The 24,143-nt window shown below is 42.9% G+C and carries 25 protein-coding genes and 2 pseudogenes; 20 read left to right on the top strand and 7 right to left on the bottom strand.

Features of this window, described 5'->3' with window-relative positions; all coding sequences use genetic code 11:
* The first annotated feature begins 146 nt into the window (after positions 1 to 146).
* The 7 genes and pseudogenes from AC6HZ4_RS20205 to AC6HZ4_RS20175 all read left to right on the top strand — a co-directional run.
* Positions 147 to 968 carry an aldo/keto reductase gene (locus AC6HZ4_RS20205; protein ID WP_497491495.1) on the top strand — a complete coding sequence of 274 codons (822 nt, stop codon included), beginning with the start codon at positions 147 to 149 and terminating at the stop codon, positions 966 to 968.
* Positions 969 to 1,045: 77 nt separating this feature from the next.
* Positions 1,046 to 1,198, top strand: a pseudogene (locus AC6HZ4_RS20200) (aldo/keto reductase); the annotation flags it as partial.
* A gap of 275 nt (positions 1,199 to 1,473) precedes the next feature.
* A complete protein-coding gene (locus AC6HZ4_RS20195; protein WP_497491494.1) occupies positions 1,474 to 1,935 on the top strand; it encodes a MarR family winged helix-turn-helix transcriptional regulator in 462 nt (153 codons plus the stop codon).
* Position 1,936: 1 nt separating this feature from the next.
* Positions 1,937 to 3,556, top strand: a complete 1,620-nt coding sequence (locus AC6HZ4_RS20190; RefSeq protein WP_497491493.1) for an MDR family MFS transporter — start codon at positions 1,937 to 1,939, stop codon at positions 3,554 to 3,556.
* A 468-nt stretch (positions 3,557 to 4,024) separates the two neighbouring features.
* Entirely contained in the window at positions 4,025 to 4,192 is a 168-nt protein-coding gene (locus AC6HZ4_RS20185; protein WP_497491492.1) for an FG-GAP repeat domain-containing protein, read from the top strand.
* Positions 4,193 to 4,279: 87 nt separating this feature from the next.
* Positions 4,280 to 6,436 (top strand): HYR domain-containing protein, encoded by a 2,157-nt coding sequence (locus AC6HZ4_RS20180; protein ID WP_497491491.1) that lies wholly within the window; start codon positions 4,280 to 4,282, stop codon positions 6,434 to 6,436.
* Between the two features lie 235 nt (positions 6,437 to 6,671).
* Positions 6,672 to 7,067, top strand: a pseudogene (locus AC6HZ4_RS20175) (MFS transporter); the annotation flags it as partial.
* Positions 7,068 to 7,326: 259 nt separating this feature from the next.
* Here the strand turns inward: AC6HZ4_RS20175 and AC6HZ4_RS20170 are convergent.
* Positions 7,327 to 7,695 carry a hypothetical protein gene (locus AC6HZ4_RS20170; RefSeq protein ID WP_497491490.1) on the bottom strand — a complete coding sequence of 123 codons (369 nt, stop codon included), beginning with the start codon at positions 7,693 to 7,695 and terminating at the stop codon, positions 7,327 to 7,329.
* Positions 7,696 to 8,270: 575 nt separating this feature from the next.
* On the opposite strand from AC6HZ4_RS20170, the gene AC6HZ4_RS20165 reads away from it, so the two are divergent.
* On the top strand, positions 8,271 to 9,131 hold the full coding sequence (locus tag AC6HZ4_RS20165) for a sulfotransferase (protein ID WP_497491489.1): 861 nt from the start codon (positions 8,271 to 8,273) through the stop codon (positions 9,129 to 9,131).
* 385 nt (positions 9,132 to 9,516) lie between these two features.
* Here the strand turns inward: AC6HZ4_RS20165 and AC6HZ4_RS20160 are convergent, their stop codons facing one another.
* Both AC6HZ4_RS20160 and mciZ read right to left on the bottom strand, forming a co-directional pair.
* The gene (locus AC6HZ4_RS20160) at positions 9,517 to 10,431 is read right to left on the bottom strand and encodes an aldo/keto reductase (RefSeq protein ID WP_497491488.1); all 915 of its coding nucleotides are present in this window, start codon (positions 10,429 to 10,431) and stop codon (positions 9,517 to 9,519) included.
* Between the two features lie 55 nt (positions 10,432 to 10,486).
* The gene (gene mciZ, locus AC6HZ4_RS20155) at positions 10,487 to 10,615 is read right to left on the bottom strand and encodes a Z-ring formation inhibitor MciZ (protein ID WP_497491487.1); all 129 of its coding nucleotides are present in this window, start codon (positions 10,613 to 10,615) and stop codon (positions 10,487 to 10,489) included.
* A gap of 71 nt (positions 10,616 to 10,686) precedes the next feature.
* Here mciZ and AC6HZ4_RS20150 point away from each other — a divergent pair, with 71 nt between their 5' ends.
* The 11 genes from AC6HZ4_RS20150 to corA all read left to right on the top strand — a co-directional run bounded on the left by AC6HZ4_RS20150 (position 10,687) and on the right by corA (position 20,202).
* On the top strand, positions 10,687 to 11,226 hold the full coding sequence (locus AC6HZ4_RS20150) for an NUDIX domain-containing protein (RefSeq protein WP_497491486.1): 540 nt from the start codon (positions 10,687 to 10,689) through the stop codon (positions 11,224 to 11,226).
* Positions 11,227 to 11,333: 107 nt separating this feature from the next.
* On the top strand, positions 11,334 to 11,984 hold the full coding sequence (spoIIM, locus tag AC6HZ4_RS20145; RefSeq protein ID WP_497491485.1) for a stage II sporulation protein M: 651 nt from the start codon (positions 11,334 to 11,336) through the stop codon (positions 11,982 to 11,984).
* 106 nt (positions 11,985 to 12,090) lie between these two features.
* Positions 12,091 to 12,549 (top strand): ferric iron uptake transcriptional regulator, encoded by a 459-nt coding sequence (gene fur / locus AC6HZ4_RS20140; RefSeq protein ID WP_497491484.1) that lies wholly within the window; start codon positions 12,091 to 12,093, stop codon positions 12,547 to 12,549.
* Positions 12,550 to 12,810: 261 nt separating this feature from the next.
* Positions 12,811 to 13,041, top strand: coding sequence for a YqzK family protein (locus tag AC6HZ4_RS20135; protein WP_497491483.1), 231 nt, complete (start codon positions 12,811 to 12,813; stop codon positions 13,039 to 13,041).
* A 6-nt stretch (positions 13,042 to 13,047) separates the two neighbouring features.
* The gene (gene xerD, locus AC6HZ4_RS20130; RefSeq protein WP_497491482.1) at positions 13,048 to 13,938 is read left to right on the top strand and encodes a site-specific tyrosine recombinase XerD; all 891 of its coding nucleotides are present in this window, start codon (positions 13,048 to 13,050) and stop codon (positions 13,936 to 13,938) included.
* Between the two features lie 159 nt (positions 13,939 to 14,097).
* Entirely contained in the window at positions 14,098 to 14,823 is a 726-nt protein-coding gene (locus AC6HZ4_RS20125; RefSeq protein ID WP_497491480.1) for a FixH family protein, read from the top strand.
* 83 nt (positions 14,824 to 14,906) lie between these two features.
* Entirely contained in the window at positions 14,907 to 15,563 is a 657-nt protein-coding gene (locus AC6HZ4_RS20120; protein WP_497491479.1) for an N-acetylmuramoyl-L-alanine amidase family protein, read from the top strand.
* Positions 15,564 to 15,762: 199 nt separating this feature from the next.
* The gene (gene deoB, locus AC6HZ4_RS20115) at positions 15,763 to 16,944 is read left to right on the top strand and encodes a phosphopentomutase (protein ID WP_497495788.1); all 1,182 of its coding nucleotides are present in this window, start codon (positions 15,763 to 15,765) and stop codon (positions 16,942 to 16,944) included.
* A 13-nt stretch (positions 16,945 to 16,957) separates the two neighbouring features.
* The gene (locus AC6HZ4_RS20110) at positions 16,958 to 17,776 is read left to right on the top strand and encodes a purine-nucleoside phosphorylase (RefSeq protein WP_497491477.1); all 819 of its coding nucleotides are present in this window, start codon (positions 16,958 to 16,960) and stop codon (positions 17,774 to 17,776) included.
* A gap of 14 nt (positions 17,777 to 17,790) precedes the next feature.
* Complete coding sequence (locus AC6HZ4_RS20105) at positions 17,791 to 19,095, top strand: pyrimidine-nucleoside phosphorylase (protein ID WP_497491476.1); 1,305 nt, start codon at positions 17,791 to 17,793, stop codon at positions 19,093 to 19,095.
* A 156-nt stretch (positions 19,096 to 19,251) separates the two neighbouring features.
* Positions 19,252 to 20,202: a magnesium/cobalt transporter CorA gene (corA, locus tag AC6HZ4_RS20100; protein ID WP_497491475.1), complete on the top strand. Its 951-nt coding sequence runs from the start codon at positions 19,252 to 19,254 to the stop codon at positions 20,200 to 20,202.
* 169 nt (positions 20,203 to 20,371) lie between these two features.
* Here corA and AC6HZ4_RS20095 read toward each other — a convergent pair whose 3' ends face one another.
* On the bottom strand, positions 20,372 to 21,034 hold the full coding sequence (locus AC6HZ4_RS20095) for an SIMPL domain-containing protein (protein WP_497491474.1): 663 nt from the start codon (positions 21,032 to 21,034) through the stop codon (positions 20,372 to 20,374).
* Positions 21,035 to 21,305: 271 nt separating this feature from the next.
* On the opposite strand from AC6HZ4_RS20095, the gene AC6HZ4_RS20090 reads away from it, so the two are divergent.
* Positions 21,306 to 21,725 carry a MarR family winged helix-turn-helix transcriptional regulator gene (locus tag AC6HZ4_RS20090; RefSeq protein ID WP_497491473.1) on the top strand — a complete coding sequence of 140 codons (420 nt, stop codon included), beginning with the start codon at positions 21,306 to 21,308 and terminating at the stop codon, positions 21,723 to 21,725.
* A 52-nt stretch (positions 21,726 to 21,777) separates the two neighbouring features.
* Here the strand turns inward: AC6HZ4_RS20090 and AC6HZ4_RS20085 are convergent, their stop codons facing one another.
* The 3 genes from AC6HZ4_RS20085 to AC6HZ4_RS20075 are packed head-to-tail and all read right to left on the bottom strand — an operon-like array spanning position 21,778 to position 24,107.
* A complete protein-coding gene (locus AC6HZ4_RS20085; protein ID WP_497491472.1) occupies positions 21,778 to 22,851 on the bottom strand; it encodes an ABC transporter permease in 1,074 nt (357 codons plus the stop codon).
* Positions 22,841 to 23,722: an ABC transporter ATP-binding protein gene (locus AC6HZ4_RS20080; RefSeq protein WP_497491471.1), complete on the bottom strand. Its 882-nt coding sequence runs from the start codon at positions 23,720 to 23,722 to the stop codon at positions 22,841 to 22,843. Before AC6HZ4_RS20080 ends, AC6HZ4_RS20085 begins: the two co-directional genes overlap by 11 nt.
* A complete protein-coding gene (locus tag AC6HZ4_RS20075; protein ID WP_497491470.1) occupies positions 23,688 to 24,107 on the bottom strand; it encodes a GntR family transcriptional regulator in 420 nt (139 codons plus the stop codon). Before AC6HZ4_RS20075 ends, AC6HZ4_RS20080 begins: the two co-directional genes overlap by 35 nt.
* Positions 24,108 to 24,143: the final 36 nt, after the last annotated feature.

Below are 24,143 nucleotides of genomic sequence, written 5' to 3'. Positions count from 1 at the left end.
AATAGCCCCGGAAGGATTTACTCCTTCTGGGGCTATTATTTCTATTGTTTATGTTCAAACTGTAGCTAAAAGCACTTTCATTGACAACTCCACTTCCGTATTGATTAAATGAAAAGGAAGAGATTTCTAAAACGGAGGGGAAACCTATGATTCCAACAAAAAAGCTTCATAATGGTGTGGACATGCCTGTTCTTGGTCTAGGCGTATGGCAAACAAAAGAAGGCGAAGAAGTACGAACAGCAGTGAAGGCAGCTTTATCTGCCGGCTACCGCAGCATTGACACAGCTGCTGTGTACGGCAACGAAGCAGGCGTTGGGGAAGCAATCCGTGAATCCGGTATAGCGCGTGAAGAGCTGTTTATTACAACAAAGGTGTGGAATAGCGACCAAGGCTATGAATCTACATTAAAAGCCTTTGAGACAAGCCTCGACAAGCTTGGCTTAGAGTATGTAGATTTATATTTAATCCACTGGCCTGTAAGCGGCAAATATGTTGATACATACCGTGCGTTAGAAACATTGTATGAGCAAGGAAAGGTGCGCGCAATCGGCGTATCGAACTTTCATATTCACCACCTAGAGGATGTGCTTGCAAGCTGTAAGATCAAGCCAATGGTGAACCAGATAGAGCTTCATCCGCGTCTGTCACAGGTAGAAATTCGTGAGTTTTGTAAAAAGCACGATATTGCTGTTGAGGCATGGAGCCCGCTTATGCAGGGCGGCGAGATTTTCGAAAACGAAACAATCGCGGAGCTTGCTGAAAAACATGGTAAAACACCAGCTCAAATCGTATTACGCTGGGACATTCAAAGCGATATCATAACAATTCCAAAGTCTATCACACCATCTCGCATTGAACAAAATGCGAATGTGTTTGATTTTGAATTGTCTCCTGAGGATATGGCTAAAATCGATGCATTAAATGAAAATCGCCGTCTCGGTCCAGATCCGGATAATTTTGATTTTTAATATGCGGATAAACAAAAAAACGAAAGTGCGGGATAAGCACTTTCGTTTTTTCTTATGTTATAAAAGAGGTGATGGATATGTATCATATTCGTTCTGCAGCAAAGCTTAGCAATGGAGTAGACATGCCATGGCTGGGTCTTGGCGTTTGGAAGGTTGAAGAAGGAGAGGAAGTCAAGCGTGCCGTACGAACGGCGTTAGAAACAGGCTATCGCAGTGTTGATACGGCTGCAATTCGGGGTTGGAAGCAATCCGGAGAAATTTGATACGATGTAATTATGATGTGCTCCTCGAGGATAGCAACGCTGCCGCCGAGGAGCATTTTTTTGTATGCCTGATGGTTATCTATTGAGCACGAAATACAAAAGATATGAAAGCTGCTATTCGGATTGCTTTTACGCGAAAAAAATAACAAAACTAATAGTTGCTTAAAGTAAATATTTAATGTATATTAAATATCGTTGTTGTTATATATTTATCCAGATTAAAAATTAAGGAGTGTTACACTTTGGGTGAGGCAGGATATTATATTGAACGAATTCAAACAGCAATGCATGCTGTTTTCCAAAAAATGCATCCTGAAATGCTAGAAAGCCTACAGAGCTATGAATTGACCCCGACACAATTTTTTGTACTGATGTATGTCAGTAAGCAGGGGAGCTGCAAGGTTTCACAGCTAGCCGAGCATCTGGATGTAAAGCCAAGTGCGGTAACGCTTATGATAGACCGTTTAGAGCAGAATGCGTTTGTGGAACGCGAGCATGACAAGAAGGATCGACGTGTTGTAAACATTCGTCTGACTGGGCTTGGAGAGGAAAAACTAAAGCAAGTGCTTCAGGCGAGAAAAGCTATTGTGCAGCGTTATTTATCGCATTTGACCGAGGAAGAGCTATCAGCAATGGCAGCAATTGCAGAGAAGCTCGCGCAGATAACGGTTTTTGATAAAAATAAAGAAAAAGAGGGGAAATAAGATGGCGAAACAAGAAAAGGATAGTAAACGCACCTTATTGCTGATTGGACTCATTATTGCGATGTTCTTTTCCGCGCTTGAAGGTACGATTGTCGGAACAGCAATGCCGCGAATTGTTGGGGATTTAGGCGGATTAAGCATGATGACATGGCTGACAACAGCTTACTTACTCACATCTACAACCGTTGTGCCGATTGCAGGAAAATTGGCGGATTTAGTAGGGCGCCGGGTTGTATACGTAACAGGGCTTATTGTTTTTATGGTTGCTTCCGCTTTATGCGGCATGGCTGAGAATATGACGCAGCTTATTATCTATCGCGGCATTCAAGGAATTGGCGGCGGCGTGATGATGCCAATGGCGATGATTGTTATTGGAGATCTATTTACAGGCGCGCAGCGTGCCAAATTTCAAGGTGTGTTTGGCGCGATTTTCGGTCTTGCGTCTGTCATCGGACCGCAAATCGGCGGCTGGATTGTTGATGCTTGGAATTGGAAATGGGTATTTTATATTAACCTCCCAGTTGGGATTATCGCAACGATTTTAATTGCATTGGGCCTACAGGGCCGCAAGCATACAGGGCCGATTCAGTTTGACTTTGCCGGCATGTTTACGATGATTGTTGGGGTTGTGAGCCTATTGCTTGCACTAAGCCTTGGCGGCAAGGACTATGCTTGGGATTCTTGGCAAATTATCGGCTTATTCGCACTTGCTCTTATTGGGCTGGCAAGCTTTGTCATTGCTGAGACAAAGGCACAAGAACCAATTTTGCCGATGTATCTATTTAAAAATAGAATCTTTACATCTTTGAACTTAATTGGCTTTTTCATGAGCATCGGGATGTTTGGTGCGATCACATTCGTACCGTTCTTTATGCAAGGCATTGTTGGCGTAAGTGCAACGGAATCTGGAGCGATTATGACACCGATGATGGTTTCCATGATCATTACAAGCATTGTTGGGGGTCAGCTTGTTTATAAAATTGGAGTTAAAATTCAAATCATTATTGGGATGCTTGTCATGGCAGGAGGCTTTGGGCTGCTCACAACGTTAGATATGGATACAACAAAGCTTGTTGCAACATCCTATATGGCGATTATCGGCTTCGGAATGGGCTTAGTCATGCCGCTGCTCACACTTGCACTGCAGGAGAGCTTTTCGAAGGAGGAGCTTGGCGTTGTTACATCCTCCAGTCAGTTCTTCCGCTCCATCGGCGGTACGTTTGGTATTACCATTTTGGGTGCGGTGATGAACAGCCGGGCAGGTACGGCGCTAAATGATAAGCTTGTACCGTTCTTAAATACATTACCAGCACAGGCTGGCGGAATGGTAACCAAGTTTAAAGAGATGATTGCAACAAATCCCGAGGGGCTATTGCAATCGTTGTTCAGTCCGGAAGCATTGAAGCAGCTGCCGGCAGCATTAGCTGAAAAGATGGTTCCGATTTTAAAAACATCGTTAATGGACTCACTGCATAGCGTATTCCTAGCGGGATTATTCATCATTGTCATCGGGGCAGTATTTACGCTGCTTCTGCCGCAAATTAAGCTGTCTGACAGAAAGGCAGGAAGAAAAACTGAGGAGGAAGAGGAAGGAGCAAAGACTTTCGCTTCGTCTCACTAAAGGAAAATAAGAAAGAGGCTGACTAAAAAGCAGCCTCTTTCTTATACTTTAAGAACTAATAGATCTCCAGCCGGGGCAGCAAGCTGCTGCTCCGGCTTTTTTGTATGAGTATAGTGTGGAAATCAGAAGCCGGCATGCAGGATCTTGTGCATTGTTAAGGCTGGCATAATATCCGGAAAATATTGTTGTATTAAAGATGTATATCGCAGAAAAGCAGCAAGAAAGAAGACTCCTTGCCTTTGCTGTATTTAGGAGGAATTAGCGCTCCCTTTTAATGAGATGCTATGCGAACCCCGCCTATATATGATAGACAAACTGCCCTTGGAGCGAATGTTTTTAGCTCGCATAAAATTCTATCGAACAACCAACGCGCAAGTTCCATATAATGGTATCGTGAACTTTAAAAGGGGGTAAGCGTACATGTCAATCGCAAAGGAAGTCTCAAAATAATAAAAGGGAGTTTTTATTTTGCCTTCTCCATCTTTTCAAACATCTGCGTTTTCTAGCGACGGTAATGACCCTCTCGATATTACTGTTGCAGATTTTAATGGAGATGGAAGAGCTGGCTTTGCTCATTGTTGGGAGAGGCAATGGCAGCCGCCTGCTAGATCGGAGAAAGCTTCTATACTAAAGTGAACTTTGTAAAAAGAAAGGACAAGAATCCCTAACGTTTACACAAACACAGGAACCCCCGTCCTGATTGGATAACACGTAAATAGAAAGGTGAAATATGAAACAATGTCTAAACCAGAGAGAAAAAGACTCATTAAAATGAAAATGCAATCAAAAAGTGAAGACATTACAGTAGAAAATGTAAACGCGCTCGCAAATGGAACTGATATACCACTCCCTGGCACTGATTTACCGGAGAATGAACCGAGTGTAGCAGTTAATCCAATGAATCCCTCAACCATTATCGCTGTTTCACATGATTATACAGTGGATGGATTCGCTCTTTTCCAATCTTTTGATGGGGGTGATACATTCGGTAGTTCGATTTTACCTGTTACTACCGGTTTTGATTTTTTGTCAGATCCGATTGTAGATTTCGGTTTAAACAACATATCCTTAATAGCGGGCATTGCGGTTAACGATACGGCAGGTGAGGCATCTATAATCGTCTTTCGTTCAGTAGATGGTGGACAAAACTACTCTAATTCGACCATAGTTTCTACTGAAATGGGTAATGGGATCTTTGATGACAAGGAATACCTGGCCATCGACAAGTTCCCTACAAGCCCTTTTGAGGGGAATGCTTATATTAGCTATACCCGGTTTACAAATGATGCGGCCAATTCACAAATTTTGCTTCAAAGATCAGTGGATGGCGGAGTAACATGGTTAGCACCAGTTCCCATCACCCCGGTACTCACTACATTTCCTTTTGCGCAGGGGTCAAATGTTCAGGTAGGTCCGAATGGAGAAGTGTATGTTGCTTGGATTGAGGGGAATTTTAGTAATGCCTTGTTTAAAATTCGCCGTTCGGATGATGGCGGGGTTACATTCGGGCCCACTATCACTGTGAGTAATATCGTTCGAGTTCCCTCTACTTTGAATTCCAGGGTCCCTCAATGGGGGTTTCGTACTCCTACCTTTGCGTTTCTTGCGGTAGATACTTCAGGGTGTTTTGGTTCTGCGGAGTTTGCAAGAGTTTATGCAGTATGGCAGGATTTCCGTTCTGGAAATGCCCACATCCTCTTGTCTTTTTCCGATGATGGCGGAGCCACCTGGTCTGCTCCTATACGAGTTGATAACAGTCCAGAGGGTACCCAAAACTTTTTCCCGTTTGTTACGGCTTCGCCGTGCAGTGGTACAGTAAACGTGATTTACTATACAAACCGGGTATCTACTGCTCTTCTAGATGTTTTTGTAGCAAGATCCACTGATGGAGGGCTTTCATTTACAAGCAATTCGCGAATCACAGACGTTTCTTCTAACCCTAATGCCGATCCTTCTTTTGGTGAACCGAGCTCCTTTGTCGGTGACTATATTTTTGCGGCCGTCATTCCACCGAATTTGCCAGAACCGGAAAAGTTGATCTCAGTATGGACGGACACTCGAACCGGAAGTCAAGATATCTTTGCTAATATCGATGAACAAACCAGCGCCCTTATCATCAGCTGCCCTGCCAACATCACTCAGAATAATGACCCCGGTGCATGCGGAGCGGTAGTGACCTTTCCACCGCCTACTGTAAGCAATAACTGTTCTGGCGCTACTGTTGTATGTACACCAGCATCGGGCTTTTTCTTTCCTGTTGGTACAACAACGGTCACCTGCACTGCTACCGACCCTTGTGGAGGATCGGCACAATGCTCTTTTACAGTTACAGTGAACGATATTGAACCCCCGATTATTAGCTGTCCTGCCAACATCACTCAGAATAATGACCCTGGTGCATGCGGGGCAGTAGTGACCTTTCCGCCGCCTGCTGTAAGCGATAACTGTCCTGGCGTTACTGCTGTCTGTACACCAGCATCAGGCTCTTTCTTTCCTATCGGGACGACGACGGTGACCTGTACAGCAACCGATGCTGCCGGAAATACAGCTTCGTGCTCATTTACCGTGACAGTCAATGATACAGAACCTCCTACTATTGCTTGCCCTGCCAATATTATTCGAGGGATTGACCCAGGTCAGCCTGGAGCTACTGTTAACTACCCATCGCCTATAGTTTCTGATAACTGTCCTGGCGCTACCGCTGTTTGTACACCAGCATCAGGCTCTTTCTTTCCTATTGGGACGACAACGGTGACTTGTACAGCAACCGATGCTGCCGGGAATACAGCTTCATGCTCATTTACTGTAACAGTTATTGAAGCAGCTGAACTTGAAATTAGTGTTGTATCGGCTTTTTTAACAATAAGAAAAATCCTTTGACGAAAGAAATGCATTATTGTATTTCTATTTTAAGAAAACATTTCGTACTGCTGATAAGCTTGATTATTGTAACTGATGCAGCCGTCTGTTCAACCAACAGACGGCTTTTTCGTGTACATGTAAACTTTTAGGTTATTCGTTTGCATTGACTTCTGCTTGGTATTTTTCCTTAGAACCCCAAGTAATCTTTCATTGCGAATCGCCTTTTTGACAATTTTTTCGTTTAAGCCGTAGTATTGCTGAAACAAAGACAAAAGAACCGATTTTGCCAGTGTATCTGTTTAAAAATAGAACCTTTACATCTTTGAACTTAATTGGCTTTTTCATGAGCATCGGGATGTTTGGCGCAATCACATTCGTACTGTTCTTTATGTAAGGCATTGTTGGTGTGAGTACAACGGAATCTGGAACGATTATGACACCAATGATGGTTTCCATGATTATTACGAGCGTGATCGGCGGCCAGCTTGTTTATAAAATTGGAGTTAAAATTCAAATCATTATTGGGATGCTTTTCATGGCAGGAGGCTTTGGGCTGCTCACAACGTTAGATATGGATACAACAAAGCTTGCTGCAACATCCTATATGGCGATAATCGATTTCGGAATGGGCTTAGTCATACCGTTGCTGCAGAAAACCTCCCGCGGCAACAATTTACTACTGTAATGACCACGAGAGGGCTTGACCAAAATTACGGGAGAACTATTTTACAATCGCTGATTACACTCGGACAATGGTATTGTATTAAGAGTGTATAAAACTGTGCATACCATTAGCAAATAAAAAGAGTAGTAATTATTTCTATTACTGTGTTTGAAGTATATATTTAATAATAAAGCGTCATGCTAATTTTTGTGTATATGGTATACAATACAAAGATCTAGGCTTGTCACAATGTTGTGCTTACTGAATCTATCATTCTAAAGAAATCACCAGATTTAAATGTTGCGTTAAGATCAAGAGTTCCTATAATACCAGCTGTTCCAGTCATAAATGGCACTATATTGGGAGTAAATGATCGTATTACAACTTCAAATTGACTAGGAAATACCAAAGGAGTAAAGGTCCGAAAAGCACCACTGGCTGCGGGAATTTCAAAAGTCTCATCAAATGCGATAACTTTTGGTGATACAGCTGTATTAAAAATTATAAGCCGAACCATTTGCGGCGCATCTGGGGTCTTATTCATAAGATCGATACGAAGGGTGCTAAGATTTAATAATCCACCTACTGCTCCTGTTGAAGTAATAAAAATCATAAGATATAAACCTCCTTTCTAAAATGTCATAAAATTATATTCGAATTCTTAGATTTTGATTGTGTACTTGTCCAACAATAATTTGTTATTAAATCACTCGTAACTCAAAATGGGCATTTTGAATCGAAAATATTACCAGTTAAATAGACGTGACAGGTATATCGCAAGCACGTATGTAAACTGAACAATTATCCAGCGGCATCGAATGGCTGTTTCACTTCGGATTTGGCAGCCTTGAAAACCGATCGTTCCCTTGACTTGTTTGAAGTACGTTCAATCCCAAAGTGTTAACTGTAATGGGACAGGATTTAATCTTAGACAAGCAGGCACGGGCTATTTTGTTTTGAGCATCCATAAGGCTAAGTAGCTACAAAATTTTCATATAACATTTCTAACAGATTTTAAAATGTATTGAAATTATAACAATCCTCAATCACTTCCTGTGTTTTATTCATATACATACATTATTATGACTATGCTATTTATTATTTATGGATGAATTACAAATAATCTGTACAAAAAACAACTTATAATAGGTTAGGTCATAAGATAATATCGAAGCAGGAGGAGAAATATTGAACCAATTCAAGAATAATGGTCCTATCGTTATAGGAGGAGTTGGCGGGAGTGGAACAAGAGTAATAGCAAAGATATTAAAGGACTTAGGCTTTTATCTTGGCAGTACATTGAATGATGCCTATGATAATTTGTTTTTTACTTTATTATTTAAAAGGCCGCAATGGTTTGTTGAAGTATCAAACAAAAACAAATATGAGATTTATAAAGGACTAGAAATTTTTGAAAAGAAGATGACAACACATTATAAACCTGAACCTAATGAGATTGAATTTATAATGAATGCTGCTCATAATTTTATTCATGGACAAGATTTAGCGGAAAATATAGCAGATGCTATGTTGAAAACCCAAACATTAGATTACTCTTCCTATATAGGTTGGGGATGGAAAGAACCAAATTCACATATTTATCTTCAATATATGGATAAGTATTTTAAAAACTTGAAATATATTCACGTAATACGTAATGGTTTAAGCATGGCCTATAGTAACAATCAACAACAAGTTCATAATTGGGGTCAATTATTTGATATACAAATACCAAATAACCCTGAAATACTTCCTAAAGCATCATTAAACTATTGGATTAAATCAAATGAAATAGTTCTTTTATATGGAAAACAAAATTTGAAGGATAAATTTTTAGCTATTAACTTTGATGAATTGTGTTTAAATCCACAAATAGAATTGACAAAACTAGCAAATTTTTTAAACATAGATCAATCTCAAATGAATGTATTTATTAAAGATATTATGCCACCTAAAACATTAACTAATTATAGGGATAAAGATTTAAGTATCTTTGATAAAGAAGAAATAAACTTTGTTAAAGCACTTGGTTTTCAAATCGAGGTTTAAAGTGCATAGCTCAGTTTGGCATAAAAATAATTCGCTAGAAACGATAGCGGTATCTTGTTAATTTAGAGCTTCGTTCATATATTATCTGAACATTAAACTAGACAGGTAAACAAAAAACGCTTACTTAGTTGTAAATTTGTTTAGTTGCATCAATTTCATAACCCAGCAATGGATTTTATTTGGTTGAAAGGCGTTCGTTTGAGTATTTTTGCGCATTTTTACGTTCACCAAAAAGCAGAACAGCAGATATGAATGCTTGTTCTTTTCATGTCGCTTTTAGAAATGAGGTTTTATGGAGCAAAAAAGGGATGACAGAAAAAGGATATGAGGTGTTTTTCTGTCATCCCTAGAATAAAGTAAAAAGAAATGGAAAACGTTAATTTTTTTAGCGATGCAGTTCGTACAAGTCTTGCTTTGCAGCTTTTTGAATGCGTTCATATTCCTCAGCTGTAAGAGGCGCAGCTTGTCCAGCCTTTGCGTTTGCACGGAGCTGCTCTATAGAGCTTGCACCAGGGATAATGGAAGCGACAACAGGATCGTGCAGGCAATATTGCACTGCAATTTCCTCAAGCGGGCGGTCTGATGCAGCAGCTTGCACCAACTGCAGCGTACGCTCAAGCTCTTCGTAGCTATAGGATAAATAGCCTTTTTCTCTTGCATTTTCAAGCTTGCCTGCGTTGTTTGCAGTAAGTAAGCCTTTGGCAACCGGACCGCGTGCGATGACGCTTATGTTATGCTCCTTTAGAAGAGGAAACCATTCCTCCGGGCGGCGGTTTAAGATGCTGTATTCCATTAAAATGCTGACAATGCGAGAATGTTTCACGTATTCTCGAATCACATTCGGGCGGATGGAGGAAATTCCGTAATAGCGAATGACGCCTTCCTTTTGCAGTTCATCAAATGCTTCAATCGTTTCCGCGATGTTATCCTCAGCGGTTCCGCCGTGAAGCTGATACAAATCGATATAGTCCGTACCCAGTCGGCGCAAGCTTTCCTTTACTTCTTCCTTTATGTACGCTTTGGACGGATCCCAAAACCAGCCGTTCTTCTCCTCCGTCCAGCGGTTGCCAACCTTTGTGGCAAGCACCACATCAGCTCGTCTATTGCGAATCGCCTTTCCGACAATTTCTTCGTTTAATCCGTAGTGATACAAATCCGCTGTGTCGAGAAAATTGATTCCTTCTGCAAAGGCAGCGTCAAGAATACGGAGCGCCTCCGCTTCGTTTGTACCGAGTGACATGCAGCCCAATCCTACCTCGCTGACAAATAAATCCGAATTTCCTAATTGACGTTTTTTCATATACACCCCTCCTTGCTTCTATTGTAAGCGAGGGGGGAATGCGGATACAAACAGTTTACCTTTTCATTTCGTCCAGCCATTCGGAAACAGTTGTATATTGCTTGCTATATTCCTTGAGCTTGTTGCGAATCTCCCATGCTTTGCCGACGAGCATAATTCTATTTTCTAATACATATACTTTCATTTTTTTCCTCCTTACTAGTTGTGATAGAATGTATGAAGAAAGCCTAGTGAATAGAACAAGGAGATGACACTGTGCACAAGTTTGAAGAAAAAACAACAGCAACCCAGCCAATTTATGATGGCCGCATTATTCAAGTACGTGTTGATGATGTAGTATTGCCAAATGGAGCCTCCAGTAAACGCGAGCTTATTAAGCATCCGGGAGCAGTTGCCGTCATTGCCGTGACAGATGAGGGGAAAATTGTTCTTGTTGAGCAATATAGAAAAGCGATGGAAAAGGCACTCGTAGAAATTCCTGCAGGCAAGCTGGAAAAAGGGGAAGCTCCGCTTGCAACAGCGATGCGGGAGCTGGAAGAGGAAACAGGCTACATATGTGAAGATATGAAGCTGCTTTATTCGTTTTACACATCACCGGGCTTTGCGGATGAAATCATCTATTTATACGAGGCGACAGGCTTAACGAAAAAGGAAGATAAAGCTGATTTGGATGAGGATGAATTTGTTGATTTGCTTGAGGTAACATTAGAAGAAGCATGGGAATTAATTCAGGAGCAGCGCATTCATGATGCGAAAACAATTCTTGCGATGCAATATTTGCAGCTAAAAAAATAAGACAGTAGAGAAGAGACAACCGATAAGGATGTCTCTTTTCCATTCTTATAGTCATACTCTCTCTTTTCTCTCATACAATCTACTAGAAGAGAAATGGAGGGAAAGAGATGGTCAGAAAGCAATCATGGCGGGAGAGTGTAATGTCTCATATACAAGCTCATTCCTCGCTTTATTTATTTGTCTCCGTCCTGCTGCTGATGGGCGTCATTTTCGGAGCAATTCTCGTAAACAGCTTGCAAGCGAGCCAAAAGCAGGATTTATACTTTTATTTAAACCGTTTTTTTGGACAAGTCTCGCAGGGGGAATTTGCGCAGCCGACCGAAATGTTTCAAGAAAGCTATTTTTCTCATTTGAAATATATCGGCTTTATTTGGCTGCTTGGCATTTCTATGATCGGTTTACCTCTTATTTTTGTGCTGCTGTTTTTAAAGGGGGTTGTTGTCGGATTTACAGTTGGCTTTCTCGTGAACCAACTTGGCTGGAGCGGTTTTTTATTATCAGCTGTCGCCATTATGCCGCAAAATTTTATTATAATTCCTACTTTTATCATAACGACAGTGATTGCGGTGAGCTTTTCGCTGCGGCTGATCCGCCATCAGTTCGTACGAAAGCTGCATGAGCCAATCCTTCCGTTATTTACGAAGTATACCGTGTTTTTTCTTATCATTGGCATCGTGCTTGCAGGTGCTTCTGCGGTGGAATCATATGTATCACCTGCCTTCATGAAAAGTGTCATTGAAACCATTAATAAAAAATAATTATTATATAATAACAAGCATTAGCTAATTTTTAGTATTTCCTTTTGACAGCATCCCTTCTTCTGATATAATGGTGTAAGAATGGCGAGGGAGGGAGTAGGCCAAAATGGAAGACAGAATCGAACGAATTAAGAAGCAATTGCATGCAGCAAGCTATAAATTGACACCACAGCGGGAAGCAACTGTGCGCGTTCTGCTTGAAAACGAAGAAGACCATTTGAGTGCGGAAGATGTGTACCTCCTCGTAAAAGAAAAATCGCCGGAAATCGGACTTGCGACTGTGTATCGCACTTTGGAATTATTAACAGAGTTAAAAATTGTTGATAAAATCAACTTTGGCGATGGTGTGTCACGCTATGACTTACGTCAAGAGGGTGCAACTCGTTTTCACCACCATCTGATTTGTACGGAATGCGGTGCTGTGGAAGAAATTCAAGAGGATCTGCTCGGCGAAGTAGAGAAACAAGTGGAAAAAACGTGGAACTTTAAGGTGAAGGATCACCGTTTAAGTTTTTATGGCATGTGTCATGCGTGTCAAGAAAAGAGCGTACAACAGGAAGCGTAACCTCTTCCCTTTTTGGGGAAGGGGTTTTTTTGCACTTTAAAAAATTATAAATTTCCAGCTAAAAGCAAATTCGACGCAGCAGGAAATTTTAGGAATAAAGTATACGCGCAGCTGCGCCTCTGTCTGCGCCTAACGGCTTGCCAATCGGCGAGTTTTCTTTATAGAAAACGTATAAATTTTTATAGGCTTGGCATATGTTGTAGTAAGGGTTCGTGCTAACCGCTTCAGGTTAGGGCCAAAACTTATCACTGGAGGAACAAAATGCGCCAAGCAATGAAGGTTATATTTGATGTTGTGAAAGTATTTGTATTGTTTGTAGGTTGTACGGTTTTGTTTTATTTCGCTATACTATGGGTAAATGAAGAATATCAAAACTATCATCGCTACGATAAGCCGACAGGAGAATCGGTAGAGGAAGTATCGGGCATGCATGATTCCGTTGCGGATAACTGGATGGACCGGGTGATTTTCTTCTATGAAAACGGGGAGTAGGAAAACGTGGAAGATCATTTGAAAGATTATATGCATTATATGATGGTAGAAAAGGGGCTTTCGCAAAATACGATTGTTTCGTATGAAAGGGACTTAAAAAGCTATATCAAGTATTTGCAAAAGGTAGAGCAGCTTTCATCGCTAGCTGAGGTTACACGTTTGCACATTCTTGGCTTTTTACAAGGCTTAAAGGATGCAAATAAATCGTCTAAAACGCTTGCTCGTCATATTGCATCAATCCGCTCATTTCATCAATTTTTGCTGCGCGAGCGCGTGCTAGAGCGGGATCCGTCGATACATATTGAGACGCCGCAGGGAGAGCGGAAGCTGCCGAAGGTGCTTTCCGTTGCCGAGGTAGAGGCGCTTCTTGATGCACCGAAGCTAGGCGGAGCATTTGGCCTGCGTGACAAGGCGATGCTGGAGCTTTTATATGCAACCGGCCTGCGCGTCTCAGAGCTTATTCAGCTTGATGTATCTGATGTTCATTTAACGATGGGCTTTGTACGCTGCCTTGGAAAAGGGAGGAAGGAGCGCATCATTCCTCTTGGCAATCTAGCAATTGAGGCAGTGCGGCGCTATATTGAGAGAGGGAGAAGAGAGCTGCTTGGAAAGAAATCGACAGATGCCCTATTTTTGAATCTCCGGGGGGAACGTCTGTCGCGGCAAGGCTTCTGGAAGATTTTAAAGGGGCTGGCTAAGGAAGCACGTATTGAGAAGGAGTTAACTCCTCATACACTGCGGCATTCGTTTGCGACGCATTTGCTAGAAAATGGGGCAGATTTGCGTGCAGTGCAGGAAATGCTTGGACATGCCGACATTTCTACCACGCAAATTTATACGCATGTGTCAAAAGCGAGATTGAAGGATGTATATAAGCAGTTTCATCCGAGGGCATAGCGATATGCCCTGTTTTTTTGCAGATGATGGGAATGCAGTGATATCCTTTATATCCCTCCTTTTCACAAATATTTCACAAATGTTTCTCATATTCTTTTCTACCCGTTCGGTGGACGCCTCAGCAGCGGTAGTCTATACTGAAACACAGAGGTGACAAGGATGAGAAAATATTGGATGATGATCGCTCTTTTCCTGCTTGTGCTGGCGGGCTGCAGCAGCGGACATGAAGATCATGAGAGCGAAACATCGAATAAATTGCCAAAAGAAGTGAAGGTCGAAGTGAAAACAAAGCCGGAAGCAGTAAAAGCGCATGAGCATACAGAAATACAAGCGATCGTAACGCAGGACGGAAAAGCGGTAAACGATGCGGATGATGTAAAGTTTGAAATTTGGAAGGACGGCGACGAGAAGCACGAAATGCTTACAGCAAAGGCAATGGGAGACGGCGTGTATGCAGTTGATAAAACGTTTCCTGAAGATGGCGTGTATCATATTACTGCGCATACGAACGCAAGGGAGATGCATGTCATGCCAACGGTGCAAATTACGGTCGGTACGGGCCAGGCAGCGGCGCATGTACAAGAAGAGCAGGAGCATCACCATAGCGATACTGCCATTCAGCTGGATGTCGATAAAGTTCATGCCGGTGGAACGTCTCCTGTACAGGCCCAGATACAGCAAAGCGGCGGGGCGCTTACAGGAGCGGAAGTAGAATTTGAAGTCTGGAAGGACGGCGCCAAGCACGAGTACGTTCCAGCCAAGGAAAGTGCAAACGGGCAATACGAGGCTTCGGCTGCTTTTGAAGCAGGGACGTATCATATAACAGTGCATGTGAGAAAGGGAGACCTTCACGAGCATAAGGAGCAAATAATAGAAGTCAAATGATAAAGCCTCTACTTTTATGGAGGTTTTTTCCATTTCTTCCCGAATAATTACATATATACAATCAGGAATAGGGACAGATGGCTATGAAAAAAATCTTGGTGACGCTCAGCGTCGTAATCGCCTGCTTGCTCGCGCTGCTATTTTGTTGGAATGTGTATGAGTTGAAAAAAAAGCAAGCGGAGAAGATTGTTGTTCTTGATCCGGGGCATGGCGGTAAATATCCTGGCTTTGAGTTGAACGGTCTTGTGGAAAAGGATATCGTGCTGCAGGTTTCTCGTTATACGAAGACGCTGCTTGAAGAAAAAGGCTACAAAGTCTATTTGACAAGGCAAAAGGACGAGGAGTGCAGCGAGGAAAGTTATATAAGAGATTTGAGCTGTCGTCCCGCTCTGGCAAATAAGGTGGATGCTGATTTATTCGTAAGCATTCACGCGAATGCATTTCCACAAAACTCAACGGTACGCGGTGTAGAAGCTTATTATTTTACACCGTTTCGAGATAAGGAGGCAGCTGAAGCGCTTGGTTCGGCGATTACAGCTGAAACAGGTTTGCCGCTTCGGTCCTCGAAATTTGGTAATTTTAAAGTGCTGCGCGATTCACACGTGCCTAGTACACTCGTTGAAGTTGGCTATTTAACGAATCAGGAGGATGCAAAGCTGCTCGCATCCGCTGAATTTCAGAAAAAGCTGGCAGCAGGCATCGTGAACGGAATTATGAATTATTTTGCGGTAAACAGCTAACGGCAGGGCTGTTTACTGCAAAATAGGAATTGTCCACTTATTATTCTTATAGAAGGAGTATATTTTTTATGTAAATACGAAAAAACATGGTATGATATTCGTATAAGACGTCTGACATCTGACTAAGAGAGAGGATGCGGCGTTTTCCACATTTTCGTACATACTAAGAACAGCATACATACAGATTTGGGAGGGAAGCATTGTGAAATATAAACGGATCTTTCTTATCGTCATGGACTCAGTCGGCATCGGTGAAGCACCTGATGCAGAAAAGTATGACGATATAGGAGCAGATACGCTTGGACATATCGCAGAGCATATGAATGGGCTTCATATGCCGAATATGCAAAGTCTTGGGCTCGGTAACATACGCGAGATAAAGGGAATACAAAAAGTAGAAACGCCGCTTGCCTACTATACAAAAATGCAGGAGCAGTCTGCTGGTAAGGATACGATGACAGGCCACTGGGAGATTATGGGCCTTTACATCGATAAGCCCTTTCGCGTATTTCCAGATGGGTTTCCGAAAGAGCTGTTAGATGAATTACAGCAACGCACAGGCAGGGCTATTATTGGAAATAAGCCAGCGTCCGGAACAGCCATTTTAGATGAGCTTGGCAAGGAGCATATGGAGACCGGTGCTTTGATTGTATATACATCAGCTGACAGCGTGCTGCAAATTGCGGCGCATGAAGAGGTTGTGCCGCTTGATGAGCTGTATAGTATTTGTAAGATTGCGCGCGAGCTGACCTTAGATGATCCGTATATGATTGGCCGCATCATTGCTCGTCCGTTTGTCGGACAGCCGGGCAGTTTCAAGCGGACGCCGAATCGTCATGACTATGCGCTTAAGCCGTTTGGACGCACTGTTATGAATGAATTAAAGGATAGTGGATTAGACGTGATTGCCATTGGGAAAATTGCGGATATTTATGATGGGGAAGGAGTCACACAGTCGCTGCGCACAGCTTCAAACATGGATGGTATGGATAAGCTAATAGACACGACCGGTATGTCTTTTACGGGGCTTAGCTTTGTGAATCTTGTCGATTTCGATGCGTTATATGGTCATAGACGTGATCCAAAAGGTTACGGTCAAGCGTTAGAGGAATATGATGCGCGTTTGACAGAGCTTCTCCCTATGCTAAAGGAGGATGATTTGCTTATTATTACAGCGGATCATGGCAATGATCCTGTTCATCATGGGACAGATCATACGCGTGAATATGTTCCTCTGTTAGTCTATAGCAAGGGCATGAAGAACGGCGGACAGGAGCTTCCGCTTCGCCAAACGTTTGCAGATATTGGGGCGACGGTTGCCGAAAACTTCGGTGTGAAGCTGCCGCAGCACGGTACGAGTTTTTTAAAAGAGCTACAATAAGGAGAGAACATAAATGAATCGTGAATCTATTCAAAAAGCAGCATCCTATTTACAAAGCAAGTTTGCAGTTACTCCAAAAATCGGACTCATTCTCGGCTCCGGACTTGGCATATTAGCTGATGAAATTGAACAGGCGGTAAAGGTTCCATACAATGAAATTCCAGAGTTCCCGGTATCGACGGTGGAAGGGCATGCTGGACAGCTTGTGTTCGGAACGCTTCATGGCGTTCCAGTTGCAGCGATGCAGGGGCGTTTTCATTATTATGAAGGCTATGACATGCAGAAGGTAACGTTTCCTGTGCGCGTGATGAAGGAGCTTGGTATTGAAACGGTGATCGTAACAAATGCAGCCGGAGGTGTAAACATGTCCTTTGAGCCCGGTGATTTAATGCTGATTTCCGATCACATTAATTTTATTGGAAATAACCCGCTTATCGGTCCGAACGATGCTGAGCTTGGCGTTCGTTTTCCGGATATGTCTGAAGCATATTGCAAGCAGCTGCGCCGCATGGCAAAGGATGTTGCGGAGCGATTGAATATTAAAGTGCAGGAGGGCATCTATGTTGCCATGTCAGGACCGACATACGAAACGCCGGCTGAAATTCGGATGCTGCGTACACTCGGCGGAGACGCGGTCGGCATGTCTACTGTTCCAGAGGTCATTGTGGCCCGTCATGCTGGTTTAAAGGTTCTCGGTATTTCCTGCATTTCGAATATGGCCGCCGGTATTCTTGATCAGCCTTTGAACCATGAGGAGGTTATCGAAACAACAGAGCGCGTGAAAGCAAATTTCTTATCTCTTGTAAAAGAAATTGTAAATGAAATGAGATAAAAGGGTGATATGCGATGAGAATGGTTGATTTGATTGCGAAAAAACGAGACGGACAAGCATTATCTACAGAGGAAATTCAATTCATTATTAATGGATACACAGATGGGACGATTCCTGATTATCAAATGAGTGCTTTTGCAATGGCGGTATTTTTCCGCGATATGAATGATGGGGAGCGCGCAGATTTAACAATGGCGATGGTACATAGCGGAGATACGATTGATTTATCAGCCATTGAAGGCATCAAGGTTGATAAGCACTCTACAGGAGGCGTAGGCGACACAACAACGCTTGTGCTGGGACCCCTCGTCGCATCCCTCGGCGTACCAGTTGCAAAAATGTCAGGCCGCGGCTTAGGTCACACGGGAGGTACGATTGATAAGCTAGAAGCGGTTCCCGGCTTTCACGTTGAGATTGAAAATGAAGAGTTTACTCGTCTCGTGAATACAAATAAGATTGCGGTAATCGGGCAGAGCGGCAATTTAACGCCAGCTGATAAAAAGCTCTATGCACTTCGTGACGTAACTGCAACTGTAAATTCCATTCCTCTCATCGCCAGTTCGATTATGAGCAAAAAAATCGCTGCAGGTGCTGATGCGATTGTGCTTGATGTGAAAACAGGTGCAGGTGCGTTTATGAAAACCGTAGAGGAGGCGCGTGCGTTAGCAGAGGCAATGGTGCGCATCGGGAATAATGTCGGACGAAAAACGATGGCAGTGATCTCTGACATGAGCCAGCCGCTTGGCTTTGCGATTGGCAACGCACTTGAGGTGCAGGAGGCAATCGATACATTACGGGGACAGGGGCCAAAGGATTTAGAGGAGCTCTGCTTAACGCTTGGCAGTCAAATGGTCTATTTAGCAGGAAAAGCGCCGTCTATAGAAGAAGCTCGTACGAAGCTGCAGGAAGCTATTCAGAACGGAACGGCACTTGAGACATTTAAGGTATTCCTTGCTGCGCAGGGCGGTGATGCTTCAGTTGTCGACGATCCGTCCAAGCTGCCGCAGGCGAAATATGTCTTCGACTTGGAAGCGCAGCAGGATGGACATGTTGTGGAAATCGTTGCTGATGAAATCGGCACAGCGGCGATGCTGCTCGGGGCAGGGCGTGCAACGAAGGAATCGGCCATTGACTTGGCTGTCGGTTTGATGCTGCGCAAAAAGGTGGGAGACAGCGTCAAAAAAGGCGAGCCGCTCGTTACGGTGTATGCAAACAGTGAACGGGTGGAAGAAGTGAAGCGGAAAATCTACGAAAGTATTCGCATTTCCAAAGAGGATGTTGCCGCTCCGGTGCTTGTCTATGACGTTGTAGGAAAATAGAGAGGCGTTTGAAGAGATGTAAAAGCTAAGGAGGTCTTCCTTAGCTTTTTTACTGAGTCATACAGCATAGCTTTTAGACGGAAAACCTAACCAGCACGGTTTCATTACTTACATAATTTGTTTTTACTACGTTGTAATAGGATGGGGTGATTAGTTATGATTCGAATTTGCGCAATCTATCATACGGGAGAAGTTGTATATGATGTGACACTGGAGGAAGCAAGGCAAGAGAACGTTGCGTGGTATTGGGTTGATTTGTCAGAGCCGACAGAGGAAGAATATACATATATGCTCCGGGATACCTTCCGCTTCCATCCTTTAGCGATTGAAGATTGCTTAGAGTACGTGCAGCGCCCGAAGGTTGATTTCTATGAAGGCTATCACTTTCTTGTACTGCATTCGCTGTCAAGAGAGGACCTGGACCCTCGCGAAATTGACTTGTTTATTAGTGAGAACTATGTTGTGTCATTTCATTTTCATGAAGATAAAGCGTTGCAGCGCGCGTGGGAAAAGCTATCAGATCGAACGCGCATGCAGCAAAGCCCGCTTCATTTAACACATATGATTATTGACCAAATAGTTGATAATTATTTTTCACCGGTTTACTTTTTGGAGGATCGGTTAAATGATATTGATGACAGCCTAACCCGGGAATCATCAGGTGACGTACTCGAAGAGGTGTTTGACATACGGGCAGATTTATCGAAGCTGCGCAGAACAATTGTACCGATGCGGGATTTGTTGTACCGCATTTTAAATTCGGAACGGTTTTATGATGTAAGCGACCATGAAATATATTTTAAAGACATTCATGATCATTTGCTGAAGTTAGCAGAAATGATTGAAATGAGCCGGGAGCTAACGGCCGATATACGCGATAGCTGCTTTTCGCTCAACTCAAACTACATGAATACGATTATGAAAACACTTACCGTTTTCTCGACCATTTTTATGCCTCTTACCTTTATTGCCGGTGTATATGGAATGAACTTTCAATTTATGCCTGAACTTGGATGGAGATATGGCTATTATGGATGCCTTCTGCTGATGGGTGCCATTTTTGTGGCGATGATGCTTTGGTTTCGAAAGAAGGGCTGGTTTAAGTAGAAAAAGTAGACATGGTCCGCCTTTACTTCTATAGACAAACACCCCTCACACAAAACGAGCAGTTCGGACGGGAGCTGGACAGGTCTCACAAAGTTATATGTCTTTATCATGTTCCGAAAGAAGCCCCGCTTGAAGGAGCTTTACTCCTAAGCGGGGGCAGTTTAATACATTACATATACATAAAAACCCCCTGCACCCGTACTGTAACTGTCAGCTCTCCAGGCTCAATTGGCGTCGCAGCTTTCGGGGAGGCAGCTGCGTATCCAATCAGCGGCTGCTGCGCTGCGCTTCCCTCTTCTGCGAGAGAAGCAGGAATAGGGTTTACGCTCACATGCAGTGCTTCGGCAATCGTTTTTGCTTTTGCCTGCGCATTCAACACGGCCCGCGTTAAAGCCTGCTCGTAATACAAGCTTGGGTCGGAAACGCGGAAGGCTAGATTGCGAGCGATATTACCGCCTGCCTGAATCGCTGCATCATACACCTCACCTGCTTTTTGCACGTTCAATACAGTTACCTCGTATAAATGCTCCACACGATATCCGCGCAAAGAGGAGACGCCGTCTTTGTAATCATATTCTGGCGTAATTGTATACGAAAGAGTTTGTATATCCTTTTCTTGAATACCAAGCGCTTGTAACGCTGTTAAAAGGGCATTGGAACGAAGGGCATTTTCCTCCTGTGCTGCCTTTACATTGTTGTCCTCAGTCATCACGCCGAGTGTCAAAACAACTACATCGGGCTTTGCTGTTGCACTTCCTTCTCCTTGTACGGTTATAGAGCCCTCTCTTGCGGGACGATAGTCCGCATATGGATATGAGTTCATATGGTACATCGTTAGCACCCTCTCTCCGCTTTTTCTCTAAAAATATATGAATGGAGCGCAGGAAAAATTTACAGGAGCATTCATCCTTTTTACCTGTGAAACGTGTTACAGAATGGTATATATTCCCTTATAATTAACAGGATTTTCAAATTAACGAAATTTTTAGAAAAATATAAAAAAAAACATGACATAATCATGTAAAAATCTCAGAAAAAGTGTACAACAAGAATCGACATACATTATAATGAATGAAAAATACGAAGATAAAGGGTCGAGACTAGTGAGAGAAGAACGAGAAACACTCATTTTAAATTTATCTATGTCATTTCGAAAAATGATCCGTATGCTGCAAAATGATATTAACGAATTGTTTTCTGAATATATGCCGTGGAATGAATTTTCAGTTTTACGTGCATTATACGCAAAAAGTCCGCAAATGGCTTCCCAAATCGCACAAGAGGTCAATGTAACATCAAGTCATATTACGGCCGTTACAGACCGTCTCGTACGAAAGGAGCTTGTTAGGCGTAAACGCTCCGACTCTGACAGACGGATTGTCTATTTAGAAATTACCGAAAAAGGACAGAGTGTTGCTGAAAAGCTGGAGAATGTGCGTAAAGAATATTATCGGGAAAAGTTTGCCGATTTGAGCAATGAGGAAATGCAGGTTATGATTGAATTAATTGATCGGGTGTTATAAAAGGGGAAGCTGGCCTTAACTGGCATAGAAATGCCTGCTGAGGCCAGCTTTTTTAATGCTTTTCGTTCCAAGCGAGCTTAATGCTCATGAGCCTTTTCATGATGAAATACGCGATGGCTCCGACAATGATCGCTGCTGTATAAAAAGAAATAAGGGAACTAGATGTCTCCGTAGCGCCAGGTGATGTCTCCATAGGGTTAGAGAATAGAACGCCGCCCAGCAAGCTGCAGCACACAATCACACAAGGCACAAATATTTTAGAAAGCGCTGGGAACAATAGGATTTTTCCATTCGCTTCGTTTGGCGTTTTCATATAGAGCTTTACTCCAAGCCATAAGCTGCCGATTGTATACAGCACAGGAGCAATTAACATATACAAAGAACGCATGTGCATGCCATTTTGTATATTATCGGGAAGCTGGTTATAACTCATATTAATCTCTTGCAGTTGTATTGGCAATGAAGCGGCAATCATCAATTTATAGAATGTTCCTTCAGAAGGAAAAGCTCCACTGTTATGTATAGTGGCAACATGATTGATAAGTTCATACAAGCCCATTGGTAAATACAAGAAACTAAATCCAAGAATCATTTGCGATACAACACTGCCAGCAATTGTTCCAACGAACAAGCAGAAGGTGTATACCCCTGTTAATACCAAATAGGAAACGAGAAAGTATTTGCTAAAATACGTAAAATCTTGGTATTGGTCATGAATTGTTGTTTTCTTAATCCAATACATAAGTCCGTAGCAAACAGCATGCAATGCGGTAATGTTAACAAAACCAAACAGCCATTTTGCTAGAAAAATATCTTTTCGTTGAAACGGCATCGAAAAGAGAAAATCAATCGATCCGCTGCTTCGCTCCCAGCCGATGAAAGAAGCTGCTAGGAAAAGAAGTACTGCAATCTGAAGGATGATGAATCCTTGAGCATTAAAATAATAGCTGTAGTAGTATGGACCATCTCCCATAAATAAAACACCCCAGTTTTGCCGCATATATTCCTGCTCAGCTGCACCCTGATAATAGGTAAACGGCAAATAGAAAAGCGTAATCGACCAAAGCGCAAGCATCGCCCATTTTCCCTGCTTATAATTGCGCATCCATAACGCCTTATGAAACATGGCTTTCACCTCCGAGTATGGTTACAAAAATATCCTCAAGCGACAGCGGCAATATTTCTAGTAAAAGCGGCTGTTCTTTTTTAAACTTCTCGACCGTCGCAGCTACATTCCCTTTTATGAGAAATGTATACACCTTTCCTGTTTTGTTTACCAGCACCACATGATGCAGGTTTTCTAATTTTTGCGGCAGGGAGCGCTCAAAGGCAACCTGAATTTTGGCGTAATGCTGCTGGGCAGTCTCAAGAGAGGTAATGGAAGCAATTTTGCTATCCTTGATCATAATAATCGTATCTGCAATTTTTTCGACCTCATCTAGATGATGCGTCGAAATGAGCACAGCAATGTCGCGCTCTGCAGCCTCTTCAATGATAAACTGCAGGAGCTGCCGTTTTACAATCGGATCAAGCCCGTTCGTCGGTTCATCGAGAATGATATATTCCGCTTTTACCGAAAACGCAAGAATCATCGCAAGCAGCGCCTTCATGCCGCGCGAGTAGCTGCGGATACGGCGGCTTGGCAGATTGAAGCGGTCCAAAAGAGCATAAAAGTATGCTTCATCGAAACGCTCGTACGTCGCTTGGTAAAACGCAGCAAGCTCCTTCACCGTGTAGCTGTTTAGTAGATTTGTAGAGTCAGGAACATACACAATCTTTTGTTTGGCCTCAGGCTGCTGATGAATGTCCGTGCCATCATATGTTACCGTTCCTTCATCCGGGTTAAGAATGCCGACAAGCGTGCGAATCAGCGTTGTTTTCCCTGCGCCGTTGCGTCCAAGGAGCGCAGTAATGCTTCCTTTCTCAAGTGTAAATGAAATCTCCTCTAATACTGCTCTTCCGTCAATCGTTTTCGTCACGCGCTCCGCCTTCAGCACGAATCATTCCCCCTAACGCTTTCGATTCTTCCTGCACCCACTCGCAAATCGTTTCCGGTGAAATACCGAGATAGGATGCATCTAATAATATTTGCTTGAGCTGCTGCTTCAAAGCGATCACCTTCTGTTCATCGTGTTTTGGTGCGATCGCTGCGGCTACAAATGTCCCTCGTCCCCGCAGCGTTTCAATAATGCCTTGTCTTTCAAGTTCCTGATACGCCTTGCTAACTGTATTTGGATTGATGACGAGGAGGGAAGCAAGCTCGCGGACAGAGGGAAGCTTATCTCCGGGCGAAAGCATATTTCGCAGTACGAGCTCCTTCATGCCGGAGACGATTTGCTCCCAAATCGGGGTACTGCTTCTTGGATCAAGCTGAATAAGCAAAGGAGAACCCCTCTCTTTCTGTATATTGTGTACTAC

It is taken from the genome of Ectobacillus sp. OTK (assembly GCF_059698935.1).
This window is presented reverse-complemented; position numbering and strand designations above follow the sequence as displayed.